General features: G+C 39.2%; 14 protein-coding genes and 5 tRNA genes. 10 read left to right on the plus strand and 9 right to left on the minus strand.

The genetic code is table 11. The features are described from left to right. Positions 1 to 75: 75 nt before the first annotated feature. From dusC to dauA, 5 genes are all read right to left on the minus strand, one after another. Positions 76 to 1002, minus strand: a complete 927-nt coding sequence (gene dusC, locus EL215_RS04760; protein ID WP_126470550.1) for a tRNA dihydrouridine(16) synthase DusC — start codon at positions 1000 to 1002, stop codon at positions 76 to 78. Continuing rightward, positions 1002 to 1868 carry a co-chaperone DjlA gene (gene djlA, locus EL215_RS04765; RefSeq protein WP_049356028.1) on the minus strand — a complete coding sequence of 289 codons (867 nt, stop codon included), beginning with the start codon at positions 1866 to 1868 and terminating at the stop codon, positions 1002 to 1004. Before djlA ends, dusC begins: the two co-directional genes overlap by 1 nt. 111 nt (positions 1869 to 1979) lie before the next feature. Then, on the minus strand, positions 1980 to 2621 hold the full coding sequence (gene pyrE / locus EL215_RS04770; protein WP_126470552.1) for an orotate phosphoribosyltransferase: 642 nt from the start codon (positions 2619 to 2621) through the stop codon (positions 1980 to 1982). A gap of 9 nt (positions 2622 to 2630) precedes the next feature. After that, on the minus strand, positions 2631 to 3347 hold the full coding sequence (gene rph, locus EL215_RS04775; RefSeq protein ID WP_049365314.1) for a ribonuclease PH: 717 nt from the start codon (positions 3345 to 3347) through the stop codon (positions 2631 to 2633). 62 nt (positions 3348 to 3409) lie between these two features. Continuing rightward, positions 3410 to 5152 carry a C4-dicarboxylic acid transporter DauA gene (gene dauA, locus EL215_RS04780; RefSeq protein WP_126470554.1) on the minus strand — a complete coding sequence of 581 codons (1743 nt, stop codon included), beginning with the start codon at positions 5150 to 5152 and terminating at the stop codon, positions 3410 to 3412. A gap of 125 nt (positions 5153 to 5277) precedes the next feature. On the opposite strand from dauA, the gene EL215_RS04785 reads away from it, so the two are divergent. Next, a tRNA-Ser gene (locus tag EL215_RS04785) sits at positions 5278 to 5367 on the plus strand. A gap of 157 nt (positions 5368 to 5524) precedes the next feature. Here the strand turns inward: EL215_RS04785 and EL215_RS04790 are convergent. Together EL215_RS04790 and EL215_RS04795 are read right to left on the minus strand one after the other, a co-directional pair. Continuing rightward, a tRNA-Arg gene (locus EL215_RS04790) sits at positions 5525 to 5601 on the minus strand. Positions 5602 to 5653: 52 nt separating this feature from the next. Further along, positions 5654 to 5730, minus strand: a tRNA-Pro gene (locus EL215_RS04795). Between the two features lie 177 nt (positions 5731 to 5907). Between EL215_RS04795 and folD the strand changes: the two genes are divergently transcribed. After that, positions 5908 to 6765, plus strand: a complete 858-nt coding sequence (folD, locus tag EL215_RS04800) for a bifunctional methylenetetrahydrofolate dehydrogenase/methenyltetrahydrofolate cyclohydrolase FolD (protein ID WP_126470556.1) — start codon at positions 5908 to 5910, stop codon at positions 6763 to 6765. Between the two features lie 239 nt (positions 6766 to 7004). Here the strand turns inward: folD and rpmE are convergent, their stop codons facing one another. Continuing rightward, entirely contained in the window at positions 7005 to 7217 is a 213-nt protein-coding gene (gene rpmE / locus EL215_RS04805; protein WP_049355819.1) for a 50S ribosomal protein L31, read from the minus strand. Positions 7218 to 7409: 192 nt separating this feature from the next. Between rpmE and mutY the strand changes: the two genes are divergently transcribed. The 7 genes from mutY (at position 7410) to EL215_RS04840 (ending at position 13183) form a co-directional block, all read left to right on the plus strand. Further along, the gene (gene mutY, locus EL215_RS04810; protein WP_126470558.1) at positions 7410 to 8528 is read left to right on the plus strand and encodes an A/G-specific adenine glycosylase; all 1119 of its coding nucleotides are present in this window, start codon (positions 7410 to 7412) and stop codon (positions 8526 to 8528) included. Next, positions 8521 to 8793, plus strand: a complete 273-nt coding sequence (locus tag EL215_RS04815) for an oxidative damage protection protein (protein WP_014064755.1) — start codon at positions 8521 to 8523, stop codon at positions 8791 to 8793. Before mutY ends, EL215_RS04815 begins: the two co-directional genes overlap by 8 nt. A gap of 9 nt (positions 8794 to 8802) precedes the next feature. Further along, positions 8803 to 9882: a membrane-bound lytic murein transglycosylase MltC gene (gene mltC / locus EL215_RS04820; RefSeq protein ID WP_049355816.1), complete on the plus strand. Its 1080-nt coding sequence runs from the start codon at positions 8803 to 8805 to the stop codon at positions 9880 to 9882. Positions 9883 to 10109: 227 nt separating this feature from the next. Continuing rightward, positions 10110 to 10185 (plus strand) — tRNA-Phe (locus tag EL215_RS04825). Positions 10186 to 10187: 2 nt separating this feature from the next. Beyond that, positions 10188 to 10263: transfer RNA gene (locus EL215_RS04830), tRNA-Asn, on the plus strand. Positions 10264 to 10538: 275 nt separating this feature from the next. Beyond that, positions 10539 to 11777 carry an HAAAP family serine/threonine permease gene (locus EL215_RS04835; protein WP_126470560.1) on the plus strand — a complete coding sequence of 413 codons (1239 nt, stop codon included), beginning with the start codon at positions 10539 to 10541 and terminating at the stop codon, positions 11775 to 11777. Positions 11778 to 11812: 35 nt separating this feature from the next. After that, positions 11813 to 13183 carry an L-serine ammonia-lyase gene (locus EL215_RS04840; protein ID WP_049356247.1) on the plus strand — a complete coding sequence of 457 codons (1371 nt, stop codon included), beginning with the start codon at positions 11813 to 11815 and terminating at the stop codon, positions 13181 to 13183. A gap of 49 nt (positions 13184 to 13232) precedes the next feature. On the opposite strand, the gene EL215_RS04845 is transcribed toward EL215_RS04840, so the two are convergent. Beyond that, a complete protein-coding gene (locus tag EL215_RS04845) occupies positions 13233 to 14324 on the minus strand; it encodes a metallophosphoesterase (RefSeq protein ID WP_126470562.1) in 1092 nt (363 codons plus the stop codon). A gap of 135 nt (positions 14325 to 14459) precedes the next feature. On the opposite strand from EL215_RS04845, the gene EL215_RS04850 reads away from it, so the two are divergent. After that, positions 14460 to 14789, plus strand: a complete 330-nt coding sequence (locus EL215_RS04850; protein WP_005696839.1) for a YbaB/EbfC family nucleoid-associated protein — start codon at positions 14460 to 14462, stop codon at positions 14787 to 14789. The last annotated feature ends 28 nt before the right edge of the window (positions 14790 to 14817 follow it).

Consider the following 14817-nt stretch of genomic DNA (forward strand, 5'->3'; position numbering starts at 1 on the left):
TTTGAGTGTTGAACTCATCGTGCAAGTGAGGATTATGCTAAAAAAGCCGTCGATTCTGAGCGCACTTTTTTAGCATTAGTTCAGTCTATTTCTTAGATCTTCTGCAGTTTGACAGGTTTTAATTCGCTCAAAAACGATATTTGCTTCAGGATATTCTTTATTGAGATAGCGTAGCCATTGTTTGATGCGGGCAACATGATAAAAACCGGAATCATGGAAATTTTCCATTTCCGCATATTTTTGCAAGATCTTTTGAATATCCGCCCAAGGCATTTTTTCGCAATTTTGTTTGAGTACAAGGCTTAAGTTTGGGATATTTAATGCACCACGCCCGACCATTAGATCTTCACACTCGGTCGCTTTTAAACATGCTTGACCATCTTCCCAACGCCAAATTTCACCATTAGCAATTACAGGGATCGCCAAGTGAGATCTCACTTCACCGATTTTTTCCCAATTAATGCGATCGGCACGATAGCCATCGACTTTGGTTCGGCCGTGAATGGTGATTTCAGTCGCGCCACCTTGTTGTACTGCATCGGCAATTTCAAACGCTTGTGAAGTACAATCCCACCCTAATCGTACTTTAACGCTAACAGGCAAGTGGCTAGGTACAGTTTGTCGTAAGGCTAGAGTCGCTTGATAAATTAATTCAGGTTGTTTGAGTAGGGCTGCACCTCCGTTATTGCCATTAACGGTCTTAGAAGGACAGCCACAATTTAAATCAATACCATGTGATCCAAGCTCAATGGCACGATGGGCATTTTCAGCAAGACAGTTCGGATGTTGACCTAAAAGTTGGACACGGACAGGTGTTCCAGAAGGTGTAAAACCCTGATTTTTGAGTTCAGGGCAAAGACGATAAAAGACCTTTTCAGGTAAGAGTTGATCTACCACGCGGACAAATTCGGTGATGCAGAGATCGTATTCATTCACTTCGGTTAAAAGCTGGCGAACGAAAGGATCGAGCACCCCTTGCATGGGAGCGAGGATAACACGCACTATTTCCAGCCTTTCACTTTACAAATTAAATCGTAAGCAGCTTGGATTTGTTGTGCCTTTTCTTTAGCCATTTCCATCATTTCTGGCGGTAAGCCTTTAGCCACTAATTTATCCGGATGATGTTCATTCATTAAACGACGATATGCACGTTTTACAGCATTACGGTCATCGCTTTCACTCACACCCAGTACTTTATAAGCATCACTTAATGTTGGACCTGAAGATTGTTGGTATCCGCCTTGTTGTTGGTATTGATAGCCACCTTGCTGTTGATTGCCACCTTGTTGGTATTGGCGATAGAATCCACCTTGCGTAAATTGACGAGCTGCAATTTCCATTGCCAGCATTTGCTCAAACTGCATACGGGAAAGACCAAGCTCTTCAGCCACCACATAAAGGACTTCTTTTTCTGAGTCATGTAATTGAGAATCAGCAAATGCGGCTTGCACTTGTACGTGCAAGAACATTCTCAGTAAGTCAGCACGTTGTCCACATCCAATACGAAATTCGCGAATCACTTGACGTAGTGGAAAATCTGTTGCTTTACCTCGACTAAAAGCCTCTTGAGCAAGTTTACGATGACTCTCATCTAATTGCATCTGATTCATCAACTGATTCGCCAGTTGAATATCTTCTTCCGTCACACGACCTTTGGATTTACTCAAATGCCCAAGTACCGCAAAAGTAGTTTGCATGAAAAGTGCTTGTCGGGTCGTTTTTTTCTTAAAAAAGCTTGAGTTAACAGAACCCATCTCATAAAGTTTTTTATCTGCGATTGAGCCTAAAATGAGTCCAGCGATGGCACCGAAAAAACCACCCCATTTGAAACCTAAAATAACCCCGATAATCTTTCCAAAAAAATACATTCTCTTCCCCTAAAGTGCGGTCAAAAAATAAGTCTTTTTGACAATAATGGGCAGACGTAAATGTCTGCCCTTACATTAATATGGCATTTTTCTTATTTTTCAAGTAGCAAATTACACACCATAACTTTCACGATAAGCCCGCATTGCTGGCAAATATTGCTGATAATCGGCTTCGTTTTCAATGAATTGCATTAAATCATCAAAATCAATAATGGAAAGGACTTGGCACTGGTAGTCGCGTTCCACCTCTTGAATGGCGGAAAGTTCGCCTTTGCCTTTTTCTTTGCGATTTAATGCAATAAATACGGCGGCTAATTTGGCATTGTTGGCTTCAAGAAGCGCCATGGATTCACGAATAGCCGTGCCGGCGGTGATGACATCATCGACTAATAACACATTGCCAGTTAATGGGCTGCCGATTAAATTACCACCTTCACCGTGATCTTTCGCTTCTTTGCGGTTAAAACAAACAGGTGTATCTCGGTTAAATTGATTGAATAGTGCAATGGAAACGCTCGTCGCAATCGGAATACCTTTATAGGCAGGTCCAAAAATGACATCAAAATCGACCGCGCTTGATTGAATTGCCTTCGCATAGTATTCACCTAAGCGAGAAAGATCTGCGCCCGTGCTAAACAATCCAGCATTGAAAAAATAAGGACTTTTTCGACCTGATTTTAGGGTAAATTCACCAAATTTGAGCACTTGGCGACTCAACGCGAATTTGATAAATTCGATTTTGTAGCTTTCCATTTTTTGTTCCTATAAACCTAATGCTTCACGTTGTGCAGCGAAGATTTGTTCGCAGCCTTGTTTTGCTAAGCCCAATAAGGTGAGTAATTCTTCGTGGCTGAATGGTTCGCCTTCTGCCGTACCTTGCACTTCAATCATGCGGCCATCTTCCATCATCACAACGTTCATGTCTGTTTCAGCGGCTGAATCTTCCACATATTCTAAATCACACACAGCTTCACCTTCAACAATCCCAACCGAAATTGCCGCAACCAGACCTTTGATTGGATTGGTTTTTAATGTGCCGTTAGCGATTAAACCATTGATAGCATCACATAAAGCCACCGCTGCACCCGTGATAGACGCTGTTCTTGTACCGCCATCCGCTTGAATCACATCGCAGTCTAAGGTAATAGAACGTTCGCCAAGGGCTTCTAAATCAACCATTGCACGTAATGAACGTGCGATTAAGCGTTGAATTTCCATGGTGCGTCCACCTTGTTTGCCTTTTGCTGCTTCACGTTGCATACGGCTGTGTGTCGAGCGTGGCAACATGCCATATTCTGCTGTCACCCAACCTTGATTTTGTCCTTTTAAGAAACGCGGTACGCTTTCATCAACACTCGCTGTACACAATACTTTAGTATCACCAAATTCCACTAATACTGAGCCTTCAGCATGTTTTGTGTAATTACGGGTGATTTTAATTGGGCGAGATTGATGATTTTCACGATTATTTGGACGCATTCTGAATTCCTTTATTTTTATTGATAAAAAAGCGTGCCTATTTTAGCACGCTTTTCACTGTTTTATGGATTTGCTTGCTCAAACTCACGAATTTTATTAAAGACATCTTGTAAATCTGAGCTGTAGTTGATTTTTTGCAATTCAGGAACAGAGTTTGATTTCACTAACATTCTTAGTGGTTGAAATTGCATATTGCACAAGTAGATTTGTTGATGTGGCAACATATGTTGTACAAAGTGAGTGAGTGCATGGATGCCCCCCGTATCGAGTACGGTCACAGCATCGCATTGCAATACGATATGTTTGATCTCGTGATCCGTATATACGGTTTTATCATGCAAATCCGCAAAGAGTTTATCTGCCGCCGCAAAGAACAATGGGCCACTGATACGATAAGCTAACACATCATTCAGATCTTCTGGTGCAGGTTGTTCAATAGCTTTCGTCATTTCTGCAATGGTGCGGATAAATAAGAGGCTCGCCAATAATACGCCAACAGAGATGGCAATCACCATATCGAATAATACGGTGAGAATTAAGCAAGTGAACAACACCGCAATTTCATTTTGTGTGGAACGACGAGCCAAACGAATAATCTCAGGTACATTTGCCATATGCCACGCGACCATCAAAAGTAGAGCAGCCATAGAAGAAAGTGGCAAGTAAGATAGTGCATTCGCAAAGAATAACAGTGAGAATAAGACTAAGAGTGCATGAACGACACTCGATATTGGTGATACCGCACCCGATTTTACATTAGCTGCTGAGCGCGCAATGGCTGCGGTTGCGGTAATTCCGCCTAAGAATGGTGAAACAATATTCCCTAAGCCTTGAGCGAGTAATTCATTATTGGAGTGATGTTTTGTGTCAGTCATGTTATCTAAAATGACCGCACAAAGTAGTGACTCAATCGCACCTAATACTGCCATTGAAAAGGCTGCAGGTAAGAGAGTCTGTATGCGATCAAAATTCCAATTAATGATTTCCCCCTGCGCATTTGGAATATTCCAAGGTAAGGTAAATTCAGGCAAGACATTTGGAATACCGTTTCCCGTTGTACCATCGGCTAAGGTGTAGTGGAATGCTGTGCCAATGGTTTCAACCGAGAAACCAAATTGTCCTAAAGCTAATGCCATCAGTGTACCAATAATCACAGCTGGTAAATGACCAGGCACAGGTAAACGAAGTTTTTGCCATTGTGTGAGAACAAATAAGGTGACCACACCAACAGCGGTATCAGCCCAGCTAATCGTCGGAAGTGCGGTCAAAATAGCCTGTACTTTTTCAATATAGTGAGATGGCATTTGGGCAATATCTAAACCTAAGAAATCTTTGATTTGCCATGTACCGATAGTAATGCCAATCCCGCAGGTAAAGCCAAGTGTAACGGGGAGAGGTATATACTCAATTAGTCGTCCTAATCGAGACAACGCCATGATGACTAAAATAATCCCCGAGAGCAGCGTTGCCATGAGCAAGCCACTGAGTCCAAATTGTTGAGTAACGGGATATAAAATCACAACAAATGCAGCAGTTGGTCCAGAAATATTGAAACGCGATCCACCAGTTAATGCAATCACAATACCCGCTACGATAGCCGTATAAAGACCATGTTGTGGTGGAACACCGCTAGCGATCGATAAGGCCATGGATAGGGGAATTGCAATGACTCCTACTGTGAGTCCCGCAATAATATCTTTAATCAATTTTTGTTTTCCGTAACCTTCACGGAAAGATTCTTTCAATGCGCTAAATGGTTTTACAGCCAGAAACACATTTTTAGAAAAGAGAGATTTGATTTGCATAAAAATACGACAGTAGAAAAGAGATAAGTTTATATTTTAGCTAAAAGGAATAGGATTTTTTATGTTCTAGCTCAAAAAACTTGACTAATCTTAGATAAATCTTTATATTTCACGCACTTCAAAACGGTGAGATGTCCGAGTGGTTGAAGGAGCACGCCTGGAAAGCGTGTATGTGCGAAAGTGCATCGGGGGTTCGAATCCCCCTCTCACCGCCATTCAAATATTTTCTTTTCTGAATTTAAAATCATTTTTTAACTAATCATTGTTGAGATCTGGAATTTACGCTATTTTGTCTTGCACAAAATATGCGTTGAATTGATTACTTTCGATAAAAAGCACATTAGAGAAATAATGACAGATAGAGATGAGTTATGGCACGCCCTAAAGGATTCGAACCTTTGACCCACGCCTTAGAAGGGCGTTGCTCTATCCAGCTGAGCTAAGGGCGCATTTCAAGGGTTACATCTTTTGTATGGCATTTCGAGGGAAATATAAAAGAAGTGGTCGGCGAGATAGGATTTGAACCTACGACCCACTGGTCCCAAACCAGTTGCGCTACCAAGCTGCGCTACTCGCCGACGATTGAGTATAATTATAGTGAGCTTTTCTTTTCAGTCAATTAATTTTTTAGATTTATCTTTCAACTGCTCAAAATTATTCCAATTTTGCTACTATATTTCCATTGTCTTTGTAAAATAAAGTATTGTCGGTTAAAATGGCAAACGTTTACTTATCGCTACCTTGAGGAAAAACGCATGACTGCAAAAATTATTTTAGGTACTGAACTATCAAAAAAAATCAAATTGGATATTGCCAATAAAATTGAATATTATCGAACTCAAGGTAAGCGATTGCCAGGGCTTGCGGTTATTCTAGTAGGTACAGATCCCGCGTCTCAAGTTTATGTAGGCAGTAAACGTAAAAGTTGTGAAGAGATCGGAATACTCTCTAAATCTTATGACTTGCCTGAAACAACGACAGAAGCAGAACTACTTCAACTTATAGATCAATTAAATGCAGATGAAACCATTGATGGTATTTTGGTTCAGCTTCCATTACCCGAACAGATTAATAGCGCATTCGTTATTGAACGAATTAGCCCTGAAAAAGATGTGGATGGTTTCCACCCTTATAATGTGGGACGTTTATGCCAACGTATCCCAACTTTACGTGCTTGCACCCCTTATGGTGTGATGAAATTATTAGAAACTACAGGTATTGATTTACACGGTAAACATGCCGTGATCGTTGGGGCTTCAAATATTGTGGGGCGTCCAATGTCGCTTGAATTATTATTGGCAGGCGCTACTGTTACGGTAACGCACCGTTTCACCAAAGATTTAGAGCATCATATTCGTCAGGCGGATGTTTTAGTGGTCGCTGTGGGGAAACCTCGTTTTATTCCCGGCGATTGGATTAAAGAAGGGGCAACCGTAATTGATGTAGGCATTAACCGTATTGATGGTAAATTGGTCGGTGATGTGGAATATGATGTAGCGATACAAAAAGCGGCTTATATTACGCCAGTACCAGGCGGAGTGGGACCTATGACGGTTGCTATGCTGATGTTTAATACTCTTTATGCTTATGAACATAACAATCAACTTGTGTAAGAAATAAAAAAGTATAGTTAAATAGCGCAATCAAAGTTATTTGGCTCCAAATATCTAGACTACTTAAGATAGACCCATATAAGCAACAGGGGATTACTAATTTCTGTTTGAGTATACAATCATATTCCAGATGATATGATACGATCAAATTGTTCTTCTAGTAGGTTGTATTTGAAATATTGTGAGTTATTGGATAATAAAAAACCCTGCCTAAGCAGGGTTCTTCACACAGATTCAAATTATTTTGTACCTGGGATTTTGAAACGGCTGTTAAAGCGTTCAACACGACCACCAGTATCAACAACACGTTGCTTACCAGTGTAGAATGGGTGGCAGCTACCGCACACATCAAGGTTGGTATCTTTGCCTAAAGTTGAACGAGTTTTGATCACGTTACCGCAAGAACAAGTTGCAGTGATCTCTTTATATTCTGGATGAATACCTTGTTTCATAGAAAACCTCAAATTGAAGCCACGCCGCTATAAATGCTTTCCACTTACACCGCGTGAGTTAATAATTGCCGACAATCCGGCACCAAATAGACTGCGAATTATACTGAAAAAATCAAATTGATCAAGAGGTGTGCTTTAGTGATAAAATCATCGAAAAATTTTGCTTATTTTTGACCGCACTTTAGGAAAGTTATGTTAGCTCAATCCTCTGCTGATGCCCTTTTTGCCCATTCAGTTCTACAATGGTATGAAAAGTTTGGGCGTAAAAATTTACCTTGGCAGCAAAATAAAACCCTTTATGGTGTTTGGCTTTCTGAAGTAATGTTACAACAGACTCAAGTTTCCACAGTCATTCCTTATTTTGAACGTTTTATTAAAACCTTTCCCAATGTGACCGCACTTGCTAATGCTTCGCAAGATGAAGTATTACATCTGTGGACGGGACTAGGTTATTACGCACGTGCAAGAAATTTACATCAAGCCGCTCAAACCATTAGAGATGAATATCAAGGTGAATTTCCTACGCAATTTGAGCAAGTTTGGGCATTAACAGGCGTGGGACGATCTACGGCAGGGGCAATTTTATCTTCTGTACAAAATCAACCTTATCCGATTTTAGACGGCAATGTAAAACGCGTCCTTTCTCGTTATTTTGCAGTAGAAGGTTGGCCTGGCGAGAAGAAAGTCGAAAATCAATTATGGCAGTTGAGTGAACAGGTTACACCAACAACGAGAGTCGCTGAATTTAATCAAGCGATGATGGATATCGGTTCGGCTATTTGTACCCGAACAAAACCTAAATGTGCTCTTTGTCCTCTAAGTAACGATTGTTTAGCCAATAAACTCGAAAAGTGGACAGAATTTCCTGGAAAGAAACCAAAAAAATCGTTGCCAGAAAAGCAGAGCTATTTTTTGATTTTATCTCGTCAAGGAAAAGTCTGGTTGGAACAGCGTGAAAGCAAAGGCTTATGGGGCGGATTGTATTGTTTCCCTCAGTTTGATGATAAACAAACATTGCTGAATTTTCTGAACGAACAAGGGATTACCGAATATCAAGAATGGGTGACTTTCCGTCATACGTTTAGTCATTTTCATTTAGATATCCATCCTATTTATGTTGAAGTCGATCGAAAATCTGAGGATAACGATCGTTCAGATTGGAAAAAATTGTCAGAAAAAGGAAAAGAATCTCGATCCGGTCTATTAAGTGCGGTCAAATATTGGTATGATCCAACGTCACCTGAACAGATCGGGTTAGCTCAACCTGTGAAAAATTTATTAACGCAATTTGTAAGGAATTATTATGGCTAGAACTGTTTTTTGCGAATATTTGAAACAAGATGCGGAAGGGTTGGATTTTCAATTGTATCCCGGTGAATTAGGTAAACGTATTTTTAATTCAATTAGTAAGCAAGCATGGGGCGAATGGATCAAAAAGCAAACCATGTTAGTGAATGAGAAAAAGCTCAATATGATGAATGCCGAACATCGAAAATTATTAGAAGAAGAAATGGTGAATTTCTTATTTGAAGGAAAAGAAGTGCATATTGAAGGTTACGTTCCCCCATCTAAATAACAAAAGATTATGAAAAAGTATTTATTATTGGCGCTACTTCCGCTTTTATATGCGTGTAGCGACTCGCCAAGCCATCGACGTGGCATTAATTATGACGAAGTGTTTGCAAAAGATACGCAAGGTTTAGATATTTTAACGGGCCAATTCTCTCACAATATCGATCGTATTTGGGGGGTAAATGAACTTTTAGTAGCGAGCCGTAAAGACTATGTGAAATATACAGACTCTTTCTACACACGTAGCCACGTAAGCTTTGATGAAGGTTCAATCATCATTGAAACACAAAAAGATCTTAATCGCTTACATAATGCGATTGTGCATACCTTATTGATGGGTTCTGATGCAAAAGGGATCGACTTATTTGCTTCTGGTGATGTGCCTATTAGTACACGTCCTTTCTTATTAGGGCAAGTTATAGATAATAATGGTCAGCAAATTACTAACCAAATTATTGCGAGTAACTTCGCCACCTACTTGATCCAAAATAAATTGCAAACTCGCCGTTTACAAAATGGTAATACCGTGCAATTTGTCGTGATCTCGATGATTGCTAACCACGTTGAAGTACGTGCACAAAAATATCTTCCATTAGTACGTAAAGCCGCAGAGCGCTATGGTATTGATGAAAGCTTGATCTTAGGTATTATGCAAACAGAATCTAGCTTCAACCCGTACGCAATCAGTTATGCGAATGCAATCGGCTTAATGCAAGTGGTGCCAAGTACGGCTGGTCGTGATGTGTTTGCCATGAAAGGTAAAGGTGGACAACCATCAGCTCGTTATCTGTATGATCCTGCAAATAATATTGATGCGGGTGTATCTTATTTATGGATTCTACAAAATCAATATTTAGATGGTATTACGAATCCAACTTCTAAACGTTTTGCAATGATTTCTGCTTATAATAGTGGAGCTGGAGCAGTGTTGCGGGTATTTGACAGTGATAAATATGAAGCAATTTATAAAATCAATCAAATGTATCCTGAACAGGTATATCGTATTCTCACTACGGCACATCCATCTTCACAAGCGAGAAATTACTTGTTGAAAGTAGATTCAGCACAAAAGAAATTCCGTGTAAGACGATAATTTCGGTGATTAAATACAATGCTCGAAAGAATTTTCGGGCATTATTTTTTTAGAAAGAGCGGTTATTTTTAATTGAGTTTTCAAAAAACGTTCTTTTTATAGACGTTTTGGTTATTAACCATTCAAACAAACTAATTTTTTCACTTTTTTTAAATTTAGTTGTTGACCAATACTCAAAAAAATAGTTTAATACGCTCCGTTGTCAGGCAGTAGCCAATAACGATAACGCCTCGATAGCTCAGTCGGTAGAGCAGGGGATTGAAAATCCCCGTGTCGGTGGTTCGATTCCGCCTCGAGGCACCATTTCCTCCTTAGTTCAGTCGGTAGAACGGTGGACTGTTAATCCATATGTCGCAGGTTCGAGTCCCGCAGGAGGAGCCAAATTTTAAGAAGCCGCTATTTAATTAGCGGCTTTTGCTTTTCTCTTGCAAAATATAATTTCTTCATTTCTTTCCAAATAAAAAAATAAATTTTTTCTTAGTATTTTTTTGATCTAGATAAATATTTATAAAAATAATTCAAATAAATTTGTTATGTAGATCACATTTTTATCTTTTATACTTTGCATTCCTTTTTAATCCCTTTCATAATATCGCCGTCATTCAATAAGTGCTTATTAAATGAACAGTTTATAACTAACTTTATAAGGATTCAATATGAATACAATAACTAATAAAAAGTGGAATAAATTTGATGTCGCATGGGTATTAAATTTATTTGGTACTGCCGTTGGTGCCGGTGTGTTATTTTTACCTATTAATGCGGGGATGGGTGGTTTTTGGCCATTAATTATAATGGCGATTCTAGTGGGGCCAATGACTTATTTTGCTCATCGAGGCTTGGCTTATTTCGTATTATCTTCTTCTAAACCTGGCAGTGATATTACTGAAGTAGTTGAAGAACATTTTGGTCCAACAGCAGGAAAATTAATTACACTTTTGTATTTTTTTGCGATCTTTCCTATTTTATTAATTTATGGAAACGGTATTACTAATACGGTTGATTCTTTTATCGTAAACCAATTAGGTATGGCTTCACCAAACCGTGTAATTCTTTCTTTTGTATTAATTGCGATATTGATTTCGGTAATGTTATTCAGTGAAAAAGTAATGTTGAAAATCACTGAATTATTAGTTTATCCATTGGTATTGATTCTCTTTGCATTATCAATCTATCTCATTCCTCAATGGAATGCATCAATGCTTTATGAGCTTCCTACTACTGGTGGTTTTATCACTACATTGTGGTTAACTATCCCAGTATTAGTCTTCTCTTTTAACCATTCTCCGGCAATTTCTTCTTTCACGCTTTCTCAACAACGTGAATATAAAGATTTTGATACAACGGAATATCACATTGGTCATACAGAGAAAGGGACTTCAACTATATTACTTTTCTTCGTGATGTTCTTTGTGTTTAGCTGTGTATTAACGTTAACACCGGTAGAGTTATTAGAGGCAAAAGCACAAAATATCAGTATCTTGTCTTATCTTGCGAATAAATTTGATAATCCATACATTTCTTATTTTGCACCATTAGTGGCTTTCTTAGCGATTACGAGTTCATTCTTTGGCCATTATTTAGGGGCTCGTGAAGGTTTAGAAGGTTTATACCTCAAAATGAAAGGTGAAAGTGTAAATCGTAAAAAATTAAATTATGGTACTGCAGTATTCTTCTTATTAACATTATGGGGCGTAGCAATCATTAACCCAAGTATTTTAGGTTTGATTGAATCCCTTGGCGGCCCAATTATTGCGATGATCCTTTTCATTATGCCAATGTATGCTATCCGCAATGTACCTGCGATGAAACGCTATCAAGGTCGTTTTAGCAATGTATTTGTAACAGTAATGGGATTAATTGCTATCTCTGCGGTCGTATATGGATTATTATAAGCGACTTTTTAGGTTAGCTTAGGATTGAAAATAATATGATTAGTGTATTTGATATGTTTAAAGTGGGGGTTGGGCCATCCAGCTCCCATACTGTCGGCCCGATGAAAGCGGGTAAACAGTTTATTGACGATTTAATCGAGCAAGGTAAATTTGATGCAGTCGCAACCTTGCATGTGGATGTGTATGGGTCTCTTTCAATGACGGGGCTTGGTCATAATACAGATATTGCGATCATTATGGGATTAGCTGGTTATCTACCACACGATGTAGACATTGATTTAATCCCAACATTTATCGAACAGGTTAAACAAACCAAAAAACTGTCGATTGCACAGGGTAAAAAAACGGTTAATTTCGATTGGGATGCCAATATGGTATTCCATAATTCCTTTTTATCATTGCATGAAAATGGCATGACAATTACCGCATTGGATGCTGAACGTAATGTGCTTTACCGTCAAACCTATTATTCTATCGGTGGTGGTTTTATCGTAGATGAAGCGCATTTTGGTCAAGAGGAAGAGAATCCTGTAGCCGTGCCATATCCTTATCAATATGCTGAAGATATTTTGAAACATTGTCAGGAAAATGGCTTAATGCTTTCTACAGTGATGATGAGAAATGAGTTAGCATTACGTGATAAAAAAGAGGTTGAAGCGCATTTACATAATGTTTGGAAAACCATGAAGGATTGTATTGAGCATGGTGTCAATACAGAAGGCGTGTTACCAGGACCATTAAAAGTGGCACGTCGTGCACCGTCACTTTATCGTCTCTTGCAAGCTAATAGTAATCGTCTTGCAAATGATCCAATGCATGTCATCGACTGGGTAAATATGTTTGCCCTTGCCGTAAATGAAGAAAATGCTGCGGGTGGACGAGTTGTGACCGCACCAACAAATGGTGCCTGTGGTATTGTGCCGGCTGTACTTTCTTATTATGAAAAATTTGTAGGCCCTTTAACACAGGATGTGATTGAGCGCTACTTATTAGCTGCAGGTATGATTGGTTCACTTTATAAGATGAATGCGTCTATTTCTGGTGCAGAAGTTGGCTGCCAAGGTGAAGTGGGTGTAGCATGTTCAATGGCTGCGGCGGGTTTAACTGAAATCCTAGGCGGTACGCCAGTACAAGTGTGTATTGCAGCTGAAATTGCGATGGAACATAATCTGGGCTTAACTTGCGACCCTGTTGGTGGACAAGTACAAGTACCTTGTATTGAACGTAACGCGATTGCTTCAGTAAAAGCGATTAACGCTAGTCGTATGGCATTACGCCGGACCACAAATCCTCGTGTAACCTTGGATAAAGTGATCGAAACCATGTATGAAACAGGTAAAGACATGAATGCCAAATATCGCGAAACATCGAAAGGTGGCTTAGCGGTGAAAGTGGTGTGTTCTTAAGATGTCATTGATAATAAAAGAGCGGTCAGATCAATTTGACCGCTCTTTTTTATTTTCCTTTCACATCAATAATCACTACTTCTGATTGAGATCCTAAACGCATTGGAATGCCCCAGAAGCCGTAACCTGAAGTGACAAATACATGTGGATTACCAATCTTTTCATAGCCATAATCCAAACGATACATCATTTTTGTGATTATACTGGCGGGGAATATTTGCCCTTTATGTGCATGTCCTGAAACTTGAATATCAAGCGGAAGTGAAGCATGTTTTTCGATATCTGTTGGGCGGTGATCTAAGAGAATAACCGGTAAGTCAGTATTCACTTGTTTTAATAATGTTTCGGTACTCGGTCTATTACGAGTCAGATTATCGTTTCGTCCAATAAGCACCAATTCATTATTTAACGTTAATGTTTCATCTTTTAACACGGTGATACCTGCTTTGCGAATTTCCTGATCAATTCGATCTTGGTCTCCAAATAAATCGTGATTGCCTAGTGTCGCATAAACGCCCATTGGCGCTTTGAGTTTTGCCAGATGAGGTTGCATTTTTTCCGCTAAATAGGCATTGACGTTATCATCCATAATATCGCCAGGCAGTAAAATGATATCGACCTTTTCCTGCTGCATAATATCAGCCAGTTTATCCAATTCTTTTCCGCCAAATAATTTGCCTAAATGGAGGTCGCTTGCCATGCCAATTCGTAATGGTTTAATCGGTTTATCTAGTGTAATTTCATAATGAATAACACGGGTTACATAGGCGTTATACACACTTAAGACAATGATACCAATAAATAAAATTGGGTAAGCAATACGCAAAGTGCGGTCGATTTTGGTAATGGATTTGGATTTTCGGAAAAGAAAATGAATACATCCGACGGCGATACTCGCAAAGGCTGAAAAAAGGAGTAGCGCGAGCATTAAAGCAATAAGTCGAAATACAGTAAAAAGCTTTAAAAAATGGCAAATAACCAAGGCATTAGGAAGCAAAAAACAGGTGAAGGTAATCGCTCGTCTTGTCTTTTGGGTGAGTGGTTTGTTCAGCCACCAAATCAGCGTTTTATTAAAAATATAAATCAGCAGTTGTAACAAAATAATAGCTGCCGTAAATATAAAGTAATAACGAGTTTCCATTAGCGATTCCTAAATAAAAGTGCGGTCATTTTTAACCAAGTTTTAAAGTGTGGAATAATAAATTTCTCTGTTCCCAAAGGCAAATTTTTTCGCTAAAATGCGGCTCGTTTTAGTTAATTTAAGAAGGAAAATCCAATGTTTGGAAAAGGCGGTTTAGGCGGCTTAATGAAACAAGCCCAACAAATGCAAGAAAAAATGCAAAAAATGCAGGAAGAAATTGCCCAATTAGAAGTAACAGGCGAAAGCGGTGCGGGTTTAGTAAAAATCACGATTAATGGTGCGCACAACTGCCGTCGTATTGAGATCGATCCTTCTTTAATGGAAGACGACAAAGAAATGTTGGAAGATTTAATCGCTGCCGCATTCAACGATGCAGTCCGTCGTGCAGAAGAATTGCAAAAAGAAAAAATGGCGTCTGTGACCGCAGGCATGCCATTACCTCCAGGAATGAAACTTCCATTTTAATTCATTGGGTGTGTGAGTTTATCGGTTC

Source organism: Haemophilus parainfluenzae, assembly GCF_900638025.1.
Lineage (GTDB): Bacteria > Pseudomonadota > Gammaproteobacteria > Enterobacterales > Pasteurellaceae > Haemophilus_D > Haemophilus_D parainfluenzae_J.

Excerpts from the sequence above, each read along its gene's own strand:
- djlA (WP_049356028.1), bottom strand. The coding sequence starts at position 1,868 with ATGTATTTTTTTGGAAAGATTATCGGGGTTATTTTAGGTTTCAAATGG.
- pyrE (WP_126470552.1), bottom strand. The coding sequence starts at position 2,621 with ATGGAAAGCTACAAAATCGAATTTATCAAATTCGCGTTGAGTCGCCAA.
- rph (WP_049365314.1), bottom strand. The coding sequence starts at position 3,347 with ATGCGTCCAAATAATCGTGAAAATCATCAATCTCGCCCAATTAAAATC.
- dauA (WP_126470554.1), bottom strand. The coding sequence starts at position 5,152 with ATGCAAATCAAATCTCTCTTTTCTAAAAATGTGTTTCTGGCTGTAAAA.
- folD (WP_126470556.1), top strand. The coding sequence starts at position 5,908 with ATGACTGCAAAAATTATTTTAGGTACTGAACTATCAAAAAAAATCAAA.
- rpmE (WP_049355819.1), bottom strand. The coding sequence starts at position 7,217 with ATGAAACAAGGTATTCATCCAGAATATAAAGAGATCACTGCAACTTGT.
- mutY (WP_126470558.1), top strand. The coding sequence starts at position 7,410 with ATGTTAGCTCAATCCTCTGCTGATGCCCTTTTTGCCCATTCAGTTCTA.
- EL215_RS04815 (WP_014064755.1), top strand. The coding sequence starts at position 8,521 with ATGGCTAGAACTGTTTTTTGCGAATATTTGAAACAAGATGCGGAAGGG.
- mltC (WP_049355816.1), top strand. The coding sequence starts at position 8,803 with ATGAAAAAGTATTTATTATTGGCGCTACTTCCGCTTTTATATGCGTGT.
- EL215_RS04835 (WP_126470560.1), top strand. The coding sequence starts at position 10,539 with ATGAATACAATAACTAATAAAAAGTGGAATAAATTTGATGTCGCATGG.
- EL215_RS04840 (WP_049356247.1), top strand. The coding sequence starts at position 11,813 with ATGATTAGTGTATTTGATATGTTTAAAGTGGGGGTTGGGCCATCCAGC.
- EL215_RS04845 (WP_126470562.1), bottom strand. The coding sequence starts at position 14,324 with ATGGAAACTCGTTATTACTTTATATTTACGGCAGCTATTATTTTGTTA.
- EL215_RS04850 (WP_005696839.1), top strand. The coding sequence starts at position 14,460 with ATGTTTGGAAAAGGCGGTTTAGGCGGCTTAATGAAACAAGCCCAACAA.